The sequence below is a fragment of the Saccharopolyspora kobensis genome, assembly GCF_900108315.1.
Taxonomy (GTDB): domain Bacteria; phylum Actinomycetota; class Actinomycetes; order Mycobacteriales; family Pseudonocardiaceae; genus Saccharopolyspora; species Saccharopolyspora kobensis.
On record NZ_FNVB01000002.1, the window covers coordinates 111,401 to 127,065 of the forward strand.

At 71.0% G+C, this 15,665-nt stretch carries 16 protein-coding genes; 7 read left to right on the forward strand and 9 right to left on the reverse strand.

Going from position 1 to position 15,665, the window contains the following annotated elements; all coding sequences use genetic code 11:
- Window positions 1-11 precede the first annotated feature (11 nt).
- Window positions 12-1,013 carry a 4-hydroxythreonine-4-phosphate dehydrogenase PdxA gene (gene pdxA, locus C4T78_RS00485; RefSeq protein ID WP_235863006.1) on the reverse strand — a complete coding sequence of 334 codons (1,002 nt, stop codon included), beginning with the start codon at window positions 1,011-1,013 and terminating at the stop codon, window positions 12-14.
- A 306-nt stretch (window positions 1,014-1,319) separates the two neighbouring features.
- Between pdxA and C4T78_RS00495 the strand changes: the two genes are divergently transcribed.
- On the forward strand, window positions 1,320-2,087 hold the full coding sequence (locus C4T78_RS00495) for an HpcH/HpaI aldolase family protein (RefSeq protein WP_218161439.1): 768 nt from the start codon (window positions 1,320-1,322) through the stop codon (window positions 2,085-2,087).
- Window positions 2,088-2,178: 91 nt separating this feature from the next.
- On the opposite strand, the gene C4T78_RS00500 is transcribed toward C4T78_RS00495, so the two are convergent.
- Complete coding sequence (locus tag C4T78_RS00500) at window positions 2,179-2,982, reverse strand: DUF4365 domain-containing protein (RefSeq protein WP_093346362.1); 804 nt, start codon at window positions 2,980-2,982, stop codon at window positions 2,179-2,181.
- Between the two features lie 238 nt (window positions 2,983-3,220).
- On the opposite strand from C4T78_RS00500, the gene C4T78_RS00505 reads away from it, so the two are divergent.
- Entirely contained in the window at window positions 3,221-4,495 is a 1,275-nt protein-coding gene (locus C4T78_RS00505) for an SLC13 family permease (protein WP_093348385.1), read from the forward strand.
- A gap of 22 nt (window positions 4,496-4,517) precedes the next feature.
- Here C4T78_RS00505 and C4T78_RS36250 read toward each other — a convergent pair whose 3' ends face one another.
- The gene (locus C4T78_RS36250; protein ID WP_143121793.1) at window positions 4,518-4,697 is read right to left on the reverse strand and encodes a hypothetical protein; all 180 of its coding nucleotides are present in this window, start codon (window positions 4,695-4,697) and stop codon (window positions 4,518-4,520) included.
- A 42-nt stretch (window positions 4,698-4,739) separates the two neighbouring features.
- Between C4T78_RS36250 and C4T78_RS00510 the strand changes: the two genes are divergently transcribed.
- Both C4T78_RS00510 and C4T78_RS00515 read left to right on the forward strand, forming a co-directional pair.
- Complete coding sequence (locus C4T78_RS00510; protein WP_177247387.1) at window positions 4,740-5,468, forward strand: alpha/beta hydrolase; 729 nt, start codon at window positions 4,740-4,742, stop codon at window positions 5,466-5,468.
- A 48-nt stretch (window positions 5,469-5,516) separates the two neighbouring features.
- The gene (locus C4T78_RS00515; RefSeq protein ID WP_093346357.1) at window positions 5,517-6,377 is read left to right on the forward strand and encodes an NAD(P)-dependent oxidoreductase; all 861 of its coding nucleotides are present in this window, start codon (window positions 5,517-5,519) and stop codon (window positions 6,375-6,377) included.
- A 3-nt stretch (window positions 6,378-6,380) separates the two neighbouring features.
- Here C4T78_RS00515 and C4T78_RS00520 read toward each other — a convergent pair whose 3' ends face one another.
- Window positions 6,381-7,109, reverse strand: coding sequence for a LysR substrate-binding domain-containing protein (locus C4T78_RS00520; RefSeq protein WP_235863005.1), 729 nt, complete (start codon window positions 7,107-7,109; stop codon window positions 6,381-6,383).
- Window positions 7,110-7,170: 61 nt separating this feature from the next.
- On the opposite strand from C4T78_RS00520, the gene C4T78_RS00525 reads away from it, so the two are divergent.
- Window positions 7,171-7,590 carry a DUF5997 family protein gene (locus tag C4T78_RS00525; RefSeq protein ID WP_093346352.1) on the forward strand — a complete coding sequence of 140 codons (420 nt, stop codon included), beginning with the start codon at window positions 7,171-7,173 and terminating at the stop codon, window positions 7,588-7,590.
- A 50-nt stretch (window positions 7,591-7,640) separates the two neighbouring features.
- Here the strand turns inward: C4T78_RS00525 and C4T78_RS00530 are convergent, their stop codons facing one another.
- A complete protein-coding gene (locus C4T78_RS00530) occupies window positions 7,641-8,726 on the reverse strand; it encodes a tartrate dehydrogenase (RefSeq protein WP_093346350.1) in 1,086 nt (361 codons plus the stop codon).
- A 98-nt stretch (window positions 8,727-8,824) separates the two neighbouring features.
- A complete protein-coding gene (locus C4T78_RS00535) occupies window positions 8,825-9,742 on the reverse strand; it encodes a LysR family transcriptional regulator (RefSeq protein ID WP_093346347.1) in 918 nt (305 codons plus the stop codon).
- Between the two features lie 157 nt (window positions 9,743-9,899).
- Between C4T78_RS00535 and C4T78_RS00540 the strand changes: the two genes are divergently transcribed.
- Window positions 9,900-11,033, forward strand: coding sequence for a glycerate kinase (locus C4T78_RS00540; protein WP_093346345.1), 1,134 nt, complete (start codon window positions 9,900-9,902; stop codon window positions 11,031-11,033).
- A gap of 50 nt (window positions 11,034-11,083) precedes the next feature.
- Complete coding sequence (dctA, locus tag C4T78_RS00545) at window positions 11,084-12,481, forward strand: C4-dicarboxylate transporter DctA (RefSeq protein WP_093346342.1); 1,398 nt, start codon at window positions 11,084-11,086, stop codon at window positions 12,479-12,481.
- A gap of 31 nt (window positions 12,482-12,512) precedes the next feature.
- Here dctA and C4T78_RS00550 read toward each other — a convergent pair whose 3' ends face one another.
- From C4T78_RS00550 to C4T78_RS00560, 3 genes are read right to left on the reverse strand one after another with little or no spacing between them, the layout of a single operon-like run.
- Window positions 12,513-12,824: a nucleotide pyrophosphohydrolase gene (locus tag C4T78_RS00550; protein WP_093346340.1), complete on the reverse strand. Its 312-nt coding sequence runs from the start codon at window positions 12,822-12,824 to the stop codon at window positions 12,513-12,515.
- A gap of 22 nt (window positions 12,825-12,846) precedes the next feature.
- On the reverse strand, window positions 12,847-13,977 hold the full coding sequence (locus C4T78_RS00555; RefSeq protein ID WP_093346337.1) for an L-talarate/galactarate dehydratase: 1,131 nt from the start codon (window positions 13,975-13,977) through the stop codon (window positions 12,847-12,849).
- Window positions 13,978-14,009: 32 nt separating this feature from the next.
- A complete protein-coding gene (locus tag C4T78_RS00560; protein ID WP_093346333.1) occupies window positions 14,010-15,383 on the reverse strand; it encodes an MFS transporter in 1,374 nt (457 codons plus the stop codon).
- Window positions 15,384-15,665 lie beyond the last annotated feature (282 nt).

The following is a 15,665-nucleotide window of genomic DNA, read 5'->3' on the forward strand; positions in this document are numbered from 1 at the left end:
CGACGTCCCTTTCAGCTGACGGAAACCGGCGCCAGGTCCGCGGCCTGGCGCAGCGCCTCGATCATGCTACCGACGTCGGCCGCGCCGGTTCCGGCGATGTCGAAGGCCGTGCCGTGGTCCACCGACGTGCGGATCACCGGCAGGCCCACGGTGATGTTGACGCCCGCCTCGATGCCCAGCACCTTGACCGGCGCGTGCCCCTGGTCGTGGTACATCGCGACGATCAGGTCGTAGTCACCGCGGCCGGCGAGGAAGAACGCGGTGTCGGCGGGCAGCGGGCCGCGCGCGTCGATGCCCTCGGCGCGCAGCTGCTCCAGCGCGGGCACGATCTTCTCCTCCTCCTCGCCCGCGCCGAACAACCCGTTCTCCCCGGCGTGCGGGTTGATCCCGCAGACGCCGACGACCGGCGCGTCGACGCCCGAGGCGCGGATCGCCTCGTAGCCGCGGCGAACGGTGCGCGCCACCAGGCCGGGCTCGATCCGGGCGATGGCGTCGATCAGCCCGATGTGCGTGGTCACGTGGATGACCTTGATCTTCGGCGTGGACAGCATCATCGACACCTCCTCGGTGCCGGTCAGCGCGGCGAGCAGCTCGGTGTGCCCCGGGAAGAGGTGCCCCGCGGCGTGCAGCGCCTCCTTGTTGAGCGGGGCGGTGCAGATCGCCTGCACCTCACCGGCGACCGCGAGTTCCGCGGCGACGCGCACGTACTGGTAGGCCGCTTCACCGGCGACCGCGCTCAGCTCGCCCCACGGCAGGTCCTCCGGCAGCAGGCCGAGATCGAGCACATCGATGCGGCCGGGCCCGAAGCGCGCCTCGGCCGCGGAGCCGACCGCGACGACGTCGACCGCCGCACCGCGCAGCCGGGCCGCTTCCCGCAGGCGGCGGGCGTCGCCGACGACCAGCGGGCGGCACAGCTCGTGCACGGCGGCGTCGGCGAGCGCGCCGACCACGACTTCGGGGCCGACACCTGCCCCGTCTCCCATGGTGACGGCTATGACGGGCGAGGGACTCACTGTGCCTCCTGGAGGTCGCGTCGGCTGGCCGCGAACGGGTCGAATCGGTTTTCCCGTTTTTGCGCGAAACGCGCACTCATGATCGTGAAGATCCCCGACTCGGCGGCTCCCCCACGGCACCGGCACGTCAGGAACCTGCGGAACATCCCGCCGGAACCCGGCGCTCCCATGCACGCCTCCTCGCAGCTCATTCTGCGCAATTCACGCTATCCATATTGCGCATTGCGCGCAACTATGCCAGCGTTCCGAACCACCAGGTACCGGCGCGCGAGCCCGGGCGCGGCCCGGGGACCAGGAGGACAGTCCGTGAACGCACTCGAGTTCGCCCGCCACGTCCGCGGCCGCAGGCAGGCCGTCGGCTACTGGGTCGTGCTCGACGACCCGATCGCCACCGAGCGCCTGGCCCGCCTCGGCTACGACTACGTGGTGGTCGACGCCCAGCACGGCATGCTCGGTTCCACCGGCATCCGCAACGCGATGCTCGCCATCGACGCGGGCGCGACGTCGGCCGCCGTGGTGCGCGTCGAGCAGAACGATCCGTTCGCCATCGGCCGGGTGCTCGACGCGGGCGCGACCGGCATCATCGTGCCGCTGGTCGACACCGCCGAGGACGCCGCGGCGGCGGTGCGCGCCACGCGCTACCCGCCGGAAGGCCGCCGCTCCTACGGCCCGATGCGCAGCGAGCTGCGGGTGGGACCCGATCCCGCCGAGGCGAACGAATCGGTGCTGGTCCTGGCGATGATCGAGACCCCGGAGGGCTTGGCGAACGTCGCCGGGATCTGCGCGACGCCGGGCCTCGACGGCATCTACGTCGGCCCGGCCGACCTGCGGCTGGCCGTGGGCGGCGCGACCGCGTCCGACCCCGCCGTGGACGACGCCTTCGAAGCGGCGCTGGCGAAGATCGCCGAGGCCGCCGCCAACGCCGGCATCGCGGCGGGCATCCACACCCCCAGCGGCGAAGTCGCCGCGCACCGCCTCGCACAGGGCTACACCTACGCCACCGTGTCCTGCGACCTCGTGCACCTGGAGCAAGCGGCGAAGGCGCACCTGTCGGCCGCCCGCGGCGAGCGGTGAGCCGCCTGCCCGGAGGCCCTGCGCTACAAGCCCTGCGGTTCGGCCAGGTCCGAGCCGGACCACGGGAGCGTGGCTCGACCGCCGATTCCGGTCAGGAGTCCCGCCGAGGGCTGTGCCACTCGCTGTTCATGAAGCACGACATGATCCAGATCGCTTCGTTCATGTCCAGAATGATGTCTCCGATCAACGGCGTGTTGCGGAGCATCTCGTGAGGTATGCGCCGTCTGTGCTCGTCCGTTCCGGGCATGAGCAAGTCCTCCTTGGTGATCTCGATCGGCTGCCAATCGAGATCGACGTGGAGAAGCAGTGAGCGTTCCGCTTCCCACCGCTGGATGAAGACCATCTGCTCTCCGTGGATGTTCGGCGCGTAGGCGACGTAGTCCCTCGGCCCGACGCGTACTCCGCAGAGCTCTTCAACAGCACGGTCGATGCCCCTCGATCCGTCGATGTAGCCGCGCATCTCGCCGACGAACCCGGGCAGGGTCTCCTCGTTGAGATGCGCATCGCCAGGAATGCGCAGCGAGGCCAGGCTGGTCATCGTGAGCTTCGCATGGCGGAGCTCACGGCTGGCGTTCGTCCAGAAGAGCCCGTCCACGTCGGGGTCGTGCACGACGCAGGCGACCGGAATGTTGGTTTCCGCCCAGTTGTCGCCGTGCTTGCCGACGCGGACGCAGTACCCGTACTTCCGCCGGTGGGAACGACCGCCCTTGACCTGGATCGCGACCGTGTACGGAGTCCTCCTGCTCTTCGCTCCGAACGTCACCCGCAGGTCCTCACCGAAATCACTGGTCCCGGAGACCTCTTCGACGATGTGCCCGGCACCTTCCAGGAGCAGGCGCACGCGGTTCACCGCCTGCCGGGAGGTGAGGTGCGAATCAGGGATGTGCGGGGGCATGTTCCGACATTCCTCTCGTCAAGCCGTGCGCGCTCACGGTCATGCCCAGTCATACCGGTGGCGTCCGACATCCCCGCGGATCGGGACACTTCGGCTCCCGCGCAGCACTGGCTGAGCCAGTTGGCCATTCGGGTCTTGACTTCAGGGATCTGATCGCTGAAAGTGGCCTGGCCAATCAGCCACTGTGCCACGCACCACATCCCGAGGTGCCGGCGCCCCGCTCGGCAAGGAGGCAATGGTGCCGCCCGAGTTGATCTCGATCCTGGTGCTGGTCGCCGCGTTCGTCATCACCACGACGCTGTCGGTCAGCATGGGCCTGCTGGCCTTCGCCGCGGCGTTCCTGGTCGGCACCCTGGTCGGCGGGATGTCCGAGGACGACATCTTCGCCGGGTTCCCCGGTGACCTGTTCGTCGTCCTGGTCGGCGTCACGTTCCTGTTCGCCATCGCGCGGGCCAACGGCACCACGGACTGGCTGGTGCGGCAGGCCGTGCGGCTGGTCGGCGGGCGGATCGCGCTGATCCCGTGGGTGATGTTCGGCATCGGCGCGGTGCTGACCGCCATCGGGGCCGTCAGCCCGGCGGCGGCCGCCATCGTCGCGCCGATCGCGCTGAACCTCGCGGCGCAGTACCGGATCAACCCGCTGCTCATGGGCGCGATGGTGGTGCACGGCACGCAGGCGGGCAGCTTCTCCCCGATCAGCATCTACGGCAGCATCGTCAACGGCGTGGTGGAGCGCAGCGGGCTGCCGGGTGATCCGGTCGTGCTGTTCCTGGGCAGCCTCGTGGTCAACGCGGCGATCGCCGCCGTCGTGTTCGTGGTCTTCGGCGGATTGCGGCTGCGCGCCGCGGACGAGCAGCTGGTCACCGTCGGCGCGGGAACCGGCGACGCCGGTGCGGAACCCGCCGAGGAGCTCCGCCTCGACCGCGACCGGGTGCTCACGCTGACCGGCCTGGTCGTCCTGGTGGTCACCACGCTCGGGTTCGGCCTGGACGTGGGGCTCGTGGCGATGACCATCTCCGTCGTCCTGAGCGTGCTCTCCCCCGAGATGTGCAAGCAGGCGCCCAGCGAGGTCGCGTGGCCGACCGTGCTGCTGATCTGCGGCGTGCTCACCTACGTCGGCGTGCTGCGGGAGATGGGCACGATCGACTACGTGGGCAACTCCGTGGCGGGCATCGGCGTCCCGCTGCTCGCCGCGCTCCTGCTCTGCTACATCGGCGCGATCGTCTCGGCCTTCGCCTCGTCGGTGGGCCTCATGGGCGCGCTCATCCCGCTGGCCGTTCCGTTCCTGCAGACCGGCAGCATCGGCGCGATCGGCATGATCACCGCGCTGGCGATCGCCGCCACCGTGGTCGACGTCAGCCCGTTCTCCACCAACGGCGCGATCGTGCTCGCCAACGCCAAGGGAGTCGACCGCGACGCGTTCTTCCGGCAGCTCATGCTCTACGGCGCGGTCATCGTCGCCGTCGTCCCGGCCGCGCTGTGGCTGGTGCTCGTGCTGCCCGGGCTGGGGTGACGATCAGTGGCGTAGCATGGGATCACCGCTGCCGCAGACCGGTGACCACGCCGATCAGCGCCACCGCGCCGGTCACGACCAGGACCGTCGCGTAAGCCGGGTGCATCGCGGCGACCGGCTCCCACGCGCCGACGCCGATCGCGGCCACCACGGCCAGGACGATCGCCGACAACCCGGCCCGGAACCAACGACGCGTCACCACGCCGCAGACCCTACGCACCACCGGACGAAAACCTCCCGGACCATGCCCTCCGCACCGCTCCGCCGCTGGATCACGCCTTCTCTGGCCGTGCTGACCGCAGCCATCGCGTGCGCGGTCCTGATCTACGCCCGTCCGCTGGCCGCCACGCCCGCCGCGCAGCAGGAGATGCGCAGCGACGCGGCGGTCACCGTCGTGGACCGCGCCACCGAGATCGAGCTGATCCCCAGCGGACGGCACCGCGGCACCGGGCTGGTGTTCCACCCGGGAGCCCGCGTCGATTCCCGCGCCTACCTGCCGCTGCTGCGCCAGGTGGCCGAGGCCGGGTACCCGGTGGTCGTGCTCAAACCACCGCTGGGCATGGCGATCCTGCAATCCGGCCAGGGCGAGCAGGCCTTCGGCCGCGCACAGCGCTGGGTGGCAGGCGGGCATTCGCTCGGCGGCCCCGCCGCGGCCCGGCTGGCCAACAGCCACCCCGACCGGGTGCGGGGCCTGCTGCTGTGGGCGTCCTACCCCGACGTCGAGGTCCGCGACCTCGACGTCACCTCGATCTACGGCACCCGCGACGGGTTGTCCGATCCCGACGCGGTCCGGCAGGCGCCGCTGCCGGCGGACACCGAGTTCGTCGCCGTCCCCGGCGCCATCCACGCGCACTTCGGCGACTACGGCCCGCAATCCGGCGACGGGCAGCCCACCACCAGCCGGGCCGAGGCCCAGCGCCAGATCATCGCCGCGACGCTCGACGGCCTCGCCCGCGTCGAGGCCCGACCCTGACCTGCTGCTCGCCCGGCGGCAGGAGACTGCGAAAACGAGGAGGACATCATGATCACGAGCGTGCTCGGCACGGGGATCATGGGCACCGCGATGGCCCGCAATCTCGCTCGCGCCGGTCACACCGTGCGCACCTGGAACCGCACGCGGGCGAAGGCCGAACCGCTGGCCGCCGACGGCGTGCACGTCGCGGGCACCCCGGCCGAGGCCGTCGAAGGCGCCGACGTCGTCGTCACGATGCTGCACGACGGTGCGGCGGTGCTCGACGTCATGCGGGAAGCCGGGGCCGGTCCCGGCACCGCGTGGGTGCAGTCGACCACCGTCGGGATCGGGGCCATCGGCGAACTGGCCGCGCTGGCCCGCGAGCAGCAGCTCGTCTTCTTCGACGCTCCGGTCCTCGGCACCCGCCAGCCCGCGGAGGAGGGCACGCTCGTCGTGCTCGCCGCCGGGCCGAGCCAGAGCAGGCATGCGGTGACGCCGGTGTTCGAAGCCATCGGCTCCCGCACGGTGTGGACCGGCGAGGACGGTGCCGCGGCGAGCTCCACGAAGCTCAAGCTCGTGGCCAACAGCTGGGTGCTGGCCGTCACCAACGCCGCTGGTGAGGCGCTCGCGCTGGCCAAGGGCCTGGACGTGGACCCGCAGGGCTTCTTCGACGTCATCAGCGGCGGCGCGCTGGACATGGGCTACCTGCACGCGAAGGGCCGGGCGATCCTCGAGGACCGGCTGAGCCCGCCGAGCTTCGCCGTGACCACCGCCGCGAAGGACGCCGAGCTGATCGTGCAGGCCGGCCGGGAGCACGGTGTGCGGCTCGACGTCGCCGAGGCCGCGGCGCAGCGCTTCCACCGCGCCGCCGAGCTGGGGCACGGCGGCGAGGACATGGCCGCCGCCTACTTCGCCAGCTTCGACCGCTGACGGCTACGAGCGGCGGCGCGGCTTCCCGCGCTTGCCGCCCCGCGGGTTGCCCGCGCGCGGGCGGGCGGCCGGTTTCTTGGCCTCGGCCGGGCGCTTGCGCTTCTCCTGCGGAGGTGTCGGCGGGCGGCCGCGGGTGCTGTTGACCGTCCGGCCGCGCACGATCCCGATGAACTGCTCCATCAGGTCGGTGGTCTCCTCCTCCGGCCAGGACAGCGCGACGCGCGACTGCGGGGCGTCGGTGAGCGGGCGGTAGGTGAGGTCCTTGCGGTGGTGCAGGCGGGCCAGCGACTGCGGGACCACGAGCAGTCCCACCCCGGCCGCCACCAGCTCGATGGCGTCCCCGGTGGTGGCCGGGCGCTCGATCGCCGGCCGGCCCGGCGGGCGCTCCCAGTCGAGGGTGTCGTCGAGCGGGTGCAGGACGACGTCGTCGGCGAGGTCCTCGCCGGAGACCTCGTCGACCGCGGCCACCACGTGGTCCTTCGGGACCACCACCACGGTCGTCTCGGTGTAGAGCGGGATCGCGTGCAGTCCCTCGCGGTCGGCCGGGAACCGCAGCAGCACCATGTCGGCGTCACCGTTCCGCACCGCGGCGGTGGCGTCGGCCGCGGGCACCTGGAGCAGTTCCAGCGGCACGTCGGGCACCCGCTCCGCCCACTTGCGCGCCCACTTGCCGGGCGTCACACCCGCCACGTAGGCGAGCGTGAACGAGGGCTGCTCGGCCGATCCAGTCACGCGGCCCAGGTTACCGGGCGTCTGCGCAGGTGGTGCGCATGCGGTCGATACCCTGGAGGGCATGAAGTCGCGCCCGACCTCCCAGACGATGAAGCCCGCGACCGCGGCGAAGAAGCTGAACGTGTACCTCGGAGCCACCCCCGCGGAGTTCCAGGAGGGTGTCGTCTCGCGCGACGAGCTCAACGCGCTGCAGACAGATCCGCCCGAGTGGCTCCGCGAGCTGCGCCGCAACGGCCCGCACCCCCGCCAGGTCGTGGCGGCGAGGCTGCGCATCTCCATCGGCGGCCTGACCCGCGCGGGCATCACCGACCCGCTCACCACCGAGCAGATCAACGAGCTCAAGGAGCAGGACCCGGAGTGGCTCCAGCAGGAGCGCGCCACCCAGGCCGAGGTCAAGCGGGAAGCCGCTCGGATCAAGGACAAGGCCGAGCAGAAGGCGGAAGCAGCGCGCCTCCGCGAGCAGCGCGGGCAGCGCAAGTGAGTCGTGAGTGCGCAACAGCGTTCGAGCGCTGCTGCGCACTCACGACTTCCTCAGAGGTGGTCGATGATCGAGGCGACGACCTCGTCGGTCGTGGCGGTACCGCCGACGTCCGGGGTCAGGACACCGGCGGCCGTGGTGGCTTCGATGGCCTTGTGCACGCGAGCGGCTTCGTCGACCAGTCCGAAGTGGTCGAGCATGAGCGCCGCGCTGCCGATCGCACCGATCGGGTTGGCCAGGCCCTGACCCGCGATGTCCGGCGCGGAGCCGTGGACGGGTTCGAACATCGACGGGAACCGGCGCTCCGGGTTCAGGTTCGCGCTGGCGGCCAGGCCGAGGCTGCCCGCTAGCGCCGAACCGAGGTCGGACAGGATGTCGGCGTTGAGGTTGGAGGCCACCACGACCGAGAGGTCCTCCGGCTTGAGCACGAACTTCGCCGACATCGCGTCGACCAGCACGCTCTCGGTCTCGACGTCCGGGTAGTCGGCGGCGACGCGGGCGAACGTCTCGTCCCACAGGACCATGCCGTACTGCTGGGCGTTGCTCTTGGTGACCGACGAGACCTTCTTCCGGGTCCGGGTGCGGGCCAGGTCGAAGGCGAACCGGATGATCCGCTCGCAGCCGCGCTCGGTGAACAGCGCGGTCTGCAGCGCGACCTCGTTGCCCGGGCCGCGACCGGAGAGGTTGCGGCCACCGAGGCCCGCGTACTCGCCTTCGCTGTTCTCGCGGACCACCACCCAGTCCAGCGGGATGTGGTCGGCCTTGCGCAGCGGCGAGGTGATGCCGGGGTGGAAGTGCACCGGCCGGATGTTGGCCCACTGGTCGAAGTTCTGGCAGATCTTCAGCCGCAGCCCCCAGAGGCTGGTGTGGTCGGGCACCGACGGCCAGCCGACGGCACCGAAGTAGATGGCGTCGAACTCCCGCAGCCGCTCCAGCCCGTCCTCGTCCATCATGCGGCCGGTGCGCTCGTAATATCCGCAGCCCCACGGGAATTCGGTCCAGTCGAAGGCGAACGCACCGCCCGATCCCGCGGCCAGCGCGTCGAGCACCGCGCGCCCGGCTGCGACGACCTCGGTCCCCACCCCGTCGGCCGGGACCGCCGCGATCTTGAAGGTGCTGGTCGTGGGCTGAGCTGACATCGAACGACTCCCCTGGTCTCGGTGCTGGTGCCCCGAGTGAAGCCCGGCGGGGCTCGGGGCGTCCAACACGCATTCGCGATGCCATTCATAGGTTCTGCTTATCCCGGCTGGTCACGTTCCGCCGCCAGGTGGTCCGCGGGCCGGTAGGAGCGGGCCACGGCGAGGAAGGCGCGCGCCGCGGGGGTCAGCGGGGCCGACCGGCTGAGCAGGGCGACGTGCAGTTGCGCCGGAGGGTCGATGCGGGCGACTCGGGCGCCCGCGCGACGGGCCAGCGGAGCCCACGCGGAGGGCAGCACCGCCAGGCCGACGCCGTGCATCACCAGCGGGAGGATGGACGTGCGGTGCGCCACCTCGGCGACGATCTGCAGGTCCGCACCGGCGGCCAGCACCTCGTCGACGATCTGCCGCATGAGGCTGCCGGGCGGCGAGACGATCAGGCGCGCACCGGTCAGCGCCGAGCGCAGGACGGGGTCGCCGCTCGGGAAGTCCGCGTCCGGTGCCCCGACCAGGACGAAGTCCTGGGCTTCCAGGGGCAGCACGTCCAAGCCCGGGGCCTGCAGCGGGCCGGGCGTTCCGACCAGCCCGAGCTCGCTCGCGCCCTGCTCGACCTTCCGCACCACTTCCTCGGGCGTGAAGGCGGCATCGGCGCCGACCGTGACGCCCGGGTGCTGCTGGGCGAACAGGCGGGTCAGCGTGCCGAGGGGCTCGATGCCCGGCGAGGGCATCGTCACCAGTTCGACCTGGCCGCGGCGAGCTCCCTTGACCCAGTCCATCGTCGACCGGGCCGTGCGCAGGTCGCGGATGACCTGCCGGGCCGGGCCGATCAGCTCGGTGCCCGCGTTACTGAGCACGGCGCCCCTGCCGATCCGGTGGAACAGCTGCACCCCGAGCTCGCGCTCCAGGCCGGCGATGGCCTGGGACAGCGAGGGCTGGGCGACGTGCAGCGCTTGCGCCGCCTTGCCGAAACCGCCGTGATCGACGATCGCCAGGAAGTACTCGAGTTGGCGCACATCCACGGGCGCACTCTCCTCCACCTCGGACGGAACCCGCATCTGAGCAGGTCGGAGCCCATTGATCAGCGGAACCTATCAGTCTCGTAGCAACTTTCTCTTGGACGGCGCGATGCGTCCGCGGTCACTGTGGTGCCCACGTTCGCTCCGGCGAGGAGGATGCATGCACAGGGTGGTCGTGGCTCTCGACTCGTTCAAGGGCTCCATCGACGCGACACGCGCGACCGCCGCGCTCTCCCGCGGGCTGCGGCGCCACCACTCCCGCCCCGCGGTTCGCGAACAACCCGTGGCCGATGGCGGTGAAGGCACCCTGGATGCGTTCGAGGCAGCGGGGTTCACCCGCTGCCCGGTCGAGGCCGCGGATCCGCTCGGGCGTCCGGTCGAGTCCGGCTACGTCCACCGCGACGGCGTCGCGATCGTGGAGCTCGCCGACGCTTCCGGCCTGAGCCGGGTCCCGGAGCCCGCACCCGTCACCGCGCTGGCAGCGTCTTCGCACGGCACCGGACGCGTGATCGCCGCCGCCCTCGACGCGGGCCACCGCACCGTCGTCGTAGGACTCGGCGGCAGCGCGACCACCGATGGCGGAACGGGCCTCGTGGCGGCGCTCGGCGGCCGGCTGCTCGACCGGGCGAACCGGGCCGCGCCGCTCACCGAAGTCCGCGCAGTCGACCTCAGCGGTCTGCACCCGCGTCTCACCGGGCCGGACGCCGCCCGGCTGGTCGCGGCCTGCGACGTCGACAATCCCCTGCTCGGGTCGAACGGCGCCGCCGCGGTTTACGGGCCGCAGAAGGGTGCCGACGCGAGCGCGATCGCCGAACTCGAATCCGCTCTCGGCCGCTGGGCCGGGCTGCTGGAAAGCGCCACCGGCACGGCGGTTTCGGACCACCCCGGCGCCGGTGCGGCGGGCGGAGCCGGATTCGCGCTGCTGGCCCTCGGCGGGCAGCTGCGCTCCGGGATCGAGCTCGTCCTCGAACTGACCGGGTTCGCCGGGCAACTCGCGGGCGCGGACCTGGTGATCACCGGAGAAGGATCGCTGGACCGCCAGACCCTGCGCGGCAAGGCACCCGCCGGAGTCGCCGCGGCCGCCCGCGCAGCCGGAGCACCCGTCGTCGCGGTCGCCGGGCGCAACCAGCTCGCCCCTGCGGAGCTCGCCGCGGCGGGCTTCACCGCGGCCTTCGCGCTCACCGAGGTCGAAGCCGACGTCGGCCGCTGCCTGCGCGAACCCGAACCGCTGCTGGAACGGATCGGCGAGCGGATCGCCGCCGAATTCCTCGTCACCGCACCGATCTCCGGGTGACACCACCCGCCGCTGAGAACGCCCGCTCGAACCACGTGCAGGAGAATGCAATGACGCAGACCGCACAGAAACCGCTGCCGCCCGGGAGATCCGGTGCGAAACCCTGGTACCGGCAGCTCTACGTCCAGGTCCTGGTCGCGATCGCCATCGGCGTCCTGCTCGGCTGGCGGTGGCCCGGTCTCGGCGAGGCGATGCAACCGATCGGGACGACCTTCATCGCCGCGATGAAGATGCTCATCGGCCCGATCGTCTTCCTCACCATCATCGGCGGGATCGCCGGCGTCGCCGACCTGAAGAAGGTCGGGCTCACCGGTCTCAAAGCGCTGACCTACTTCCAGGTCGGCACCATCGTCGCGCTGGTGATCGGACTCGTCGCGATCAACCTCGTCAGGCTCGGCGAAGACGTCAACGCCGACCCGGCGAAGATCCAGGCCAGCGGGAGCGCGCAGCAGTACATCGAGTCCGGCGAAACCCAGCACTGGTGGGAGTTCTTCACCCATCTGGTCCCGGAGAGCTTCTTCGGCGCCTTCGCCGAAGGCGACATCCTGCAGATCATCTTCCTGGCCGTGCTCTTCGGCATCGCGATCAAGGCTGTCGGCCCGATCGGCGAGCCGATCGCCGCGGGCGTCAGGCGCCTGACCGAGGTCGTGTTCAAGGTGCTGAGCTTCGTGATGAAAGCCGCCCCGCTCGGCGCCTTCGGCGCGATGGCCTACGCGGTCGGGGCGTTCGGGCTGTCCACCCTGACCAGCCTCGGTTCGCTGATCGCGCTGTTCTACGCCACCTCGATCCTGTTCGTGGTGGTCGTCCTGGGCGGCTTCCTAGCGCTCTACGTCCGGCTCAACATCTTCCAGCTGTTCCGCTACCTCAAGGACGAGTTCTTCCTGGTCCTCGGCACCTCCACCGCCGAACCGGCGCTGCCCGGCCTGATGCGGAAGATGACCTTCATGGGCGCCGACCGCACCACGGTGGGCCTGGTGGTCCCCACGGGCTACAGCTTCAACCTCGACGGTGCGGCGATCTACCTCTCCCTGGCCGCCGTCTACATCGCCCAGGCCACCAACACCCCGCTGAGCGTCGGCCAGCAGCTCGGCCTGCTCGCGGTCATGCTGCTCACCTCGAAGGGCGCGGCCGGCGTGGCGGGCGGCGGCTTCATCGCCCTGACCGCCACGCTGTCGACCATCGGCACCGTCCCCGCGGCGGGCATCATGCTGATCTTCGGCATCGACAAGTTCATGTCCGAGTGCCGGGCGCTGGTCAACTTCTACGGCAACGCGGTGGCGACCCTGGCGATCGCCAAGTGGGACGGAGCCCTCGACATCACCAGAGCCCGCCAGGTCCTCGCCGACCGGACGTCCGCGGAACGAGCGACCGCGCCGGAACCTCAGCCTTCCGGCGTGCCGCGGCAGGCGTCGGCGGAAACCCTCGCCCCGACGGACGCGAGCCGCTGAAACGGGTGTGCTGCTACCCCGGCCACCGGGCTCAGGTGGCCGGGGGGAACCGCGTCTCGTTGCGGTCGATCTTGGCGTTGGCGGCTTTGACGAGGTCGATGCCGGCGACGTCGGCCAGCCGGATCAGGTAGAGCAGGACGTCCGCCGCTTCGTCGGCCAACCGCTCCTTGAGCGGCCCCTCCACCGGCCCCGGGGCACCGTCGAGCCACTGCAGCTCGGCGACCAGCTCGCCGGCCTCCCCACTCAGGGCCATCGCGAGGTTCTTGGGCGTGTGGTACTGCTCCCAGTCCCGCGCCGCCGCGAACTCCCGCAACCTGTCCCGGATCCCGTCCACGCTGTCCATGCCGGACACCGTAGCCGCCGGGTCAGGCGCGGACTTCGTGCCGGGCGACCGTCCAGGCGCGGGCCTGGTCGCTGATCGTCACACCGAGACCCGGGCGCGGTGACAGGTGCATCCGGCCGCTCTCGATGCGGAGGTGCTCGCCGAACAGCGGGTCGAGCCATTCGAAGTGCTCCACCCACGGTTCCCGGGCGTAGGCCGCCGCGAGGTGGATGTGGATCTCCATCGCGAAGTGCGGGGCCAGCTGGAGGTTCCGGTCGTCGGCCAGGGACATCACCTTCAGGAACTGGGTGATGCCGCCGACCCGCGGGGCGTCGGGCTGGACGACGTCGGCCCCGCCCGCCCGGATCAGCTCGCGGTGCTCGGCCGCGCTGGTCAGCATCTCACCCGTCGCGATCGGGGTGTCGAAGTTCGACGCGAGCGCGGCGTGGCCCTCGAAGTCGTAGGCGTCCAGGGGCTCTTCGATCCACACCAGGTTCAGCGGTTCCAGGGCTCGGCACATGCGCCGCGCGGTGGGGCGGTCCCACTGCTGGTTGGCGTCGACCATCAGCGCCGCACCGTCGCCGATCTCCTCCCGGACCGCGCTCACCCGGGCCAGGTCGACGGCGTTGTCCGGGTGGCCGACCTTGATCTTGATGCCGCCGATGCCACCGGCCACCGACTCCGCCGCCCGCTCCACCACCTCCCCGATCGGCGCGTGCAGGAAACCGCCGGAGGTGTTGTAGCAGCGCACCGAATCGCGGTGCGCGCCGAGGAGTTTCGCCAGCGGCAGGCCCGCGCGCTTGGCCTTGAGGTCCCACAGCGCGACGTCGAAGGCGGCGATCGCCTGCACCGACAACCCGCTGCGGCCGACGGAGGCTCCGGCCCAGACGAGCTTGTCCCAGATCTTGGCGATGTCGCTGGGATCTTCGCCGATGAGCACCGGGGCGATCTCCCGCGCGTGGGCGTACTGCCCGGGGCCGCCCGCGCGCTTGGAGTAGCTGAACCCGATGCCCTCCAGACCGCTCGCCGTGGTGATCTCGGCGAAGAGCACCGCCACCTCGGTCATCGGCTTCTGCCGCCCGGTGAGCACCTTGGCGTCGCTGATCGCGGTGGGCAGCGGCAGCGTCACCGACGAGATCTCCACGCGGGTGATCCGGTCCAGCGTTGCGGTCATGAGCTCCCTCTTCCGTTCGTCTGTTGTGGACTTCATCGCGGTTCGTCCAGCCGGATGCGCTTGATCGTGCCCATCACGGCCAGCCCGACCAGCGCCAGCGCCCCGTGCGCGGCGACGAACCACAGCGCCACGTCGAAGGAACCGGTGGCCTGCACGGTGTAGCCGATGACGATCGGCGTCACGATGCCCGCGATGTTGCCGAACGCGTTCATCGTCGAGCCGACGAAGCTGGTCGCCTGCGGCGGCGCGAGATCCGTGGTGATCGCCCAGCCCAGCGAGCCGATTCCCTTGCCGAAGAAGGCCAGCGTCATGATCGCCACGATCAGCGCGCTGCTGTCGGTGGTGCTGCACAGCGCGATGCTGGTCGCCAGCGTCATGCCGATGACCGACGGCAGCTTGCGGGCGAAGGTCAGCGAGTGACCGCGGCGCAGCAGGGCGTCGGAGGCGAAACCGCCCGCCAGACCACCGGCGAACCCGCACAGCGCGGGCAGCGCCGCGACGAAACCGACTTCCAGCAGGGACAATCCGCGGCCCTCGACCAGGTACACCGGGAACCACGTGATGAAGAAGTAGGTCAGCGCGTTCACCGCGTACTGCGAGAGGTAGAGGCCCCACAGCGGACGGGCGGAGAAGATCTGGGCGATCGTCCGCCGGTCGAGCCGGGTGCGCTGGTGGGCCTCGGCGGTCTTCGGGGCGTCCAGGTCGACCAGCCCGCCGCCTGCGCTGATCGCCTCGAGCTCCTCCGCGGTGACGCGCGGGTGGTTGCGCGGCGAATCCATCCAGCGCAGCCAGATCACGGCCAGCGCCAGGCCGAGCACGCCCAGCAGGACGAACACCCACCGCCAGCCGAACTCGTGGGTGATCCAGCCCATCAGCGGGGCGAACAGGGCGGTGGCGAAGTACTGGGCGGAGTTGAACACCGCGGTGGCGCGACCACGCTCGGCCGTCGGGAACCAGGCCGTGGCCACCCGCGCGTTCGCCGGGAACGCGGGCGATTCGAAGACGCCCAGCAGCAGCCGGAGCGCGAAGATGATCGCCACCGACACCAGCACCGGTGTGGTGATCAGCCCGACCAGGCTGATCGCGGCGGTGACCGCCGTCCACAGCGCGAGGCTCAGGGCGTAGACGCGGCGGGCGCCGAAGCGGTCGAGCAGGATTCCGCCGGGCAGCTGCCCCACCACGTAGGCCCAGCTGAACGCGGAGAAGATGTAGCCGAGCTGCACGCTGTCGAAGCCGAGATCGGCCTGCAGGCTGGTTCCGGTGATCGACAGGCTGCTGCGGTCGGCGTAGTTGAGGGCCGTGATGATGAAGATCAGCGACAGGACCAAGTATCGGGTCGGGATGCGGCGGCGGCTGGTCGGCGCACCTGCCCGCCCGACGGTGGAAGCTGTTGCGGTGTCAGACATCGGTGTCCTCCCGGTCGCTGCGGAGCGGTCCGCGGTGACCAGGACGTTAAGTCGGCGCGGCGATTCCGGTCCAACACCGAATGAACATCGATCAATACCCTGCCCGCATCGAGAGCACGCCCTGCGCCGCCGATGCGTCGATCTCGCGCCGAAATCGACGTTCACCCGGGTGACGGTCGATTCCTCGCGAAATGGGCGCCACCCCGGGTGACGCGCGGGTTTCCGGTGGCGATGCGCGGACGGTATCACTCGATACCCAATCGACCTTGGACACGCATCGGA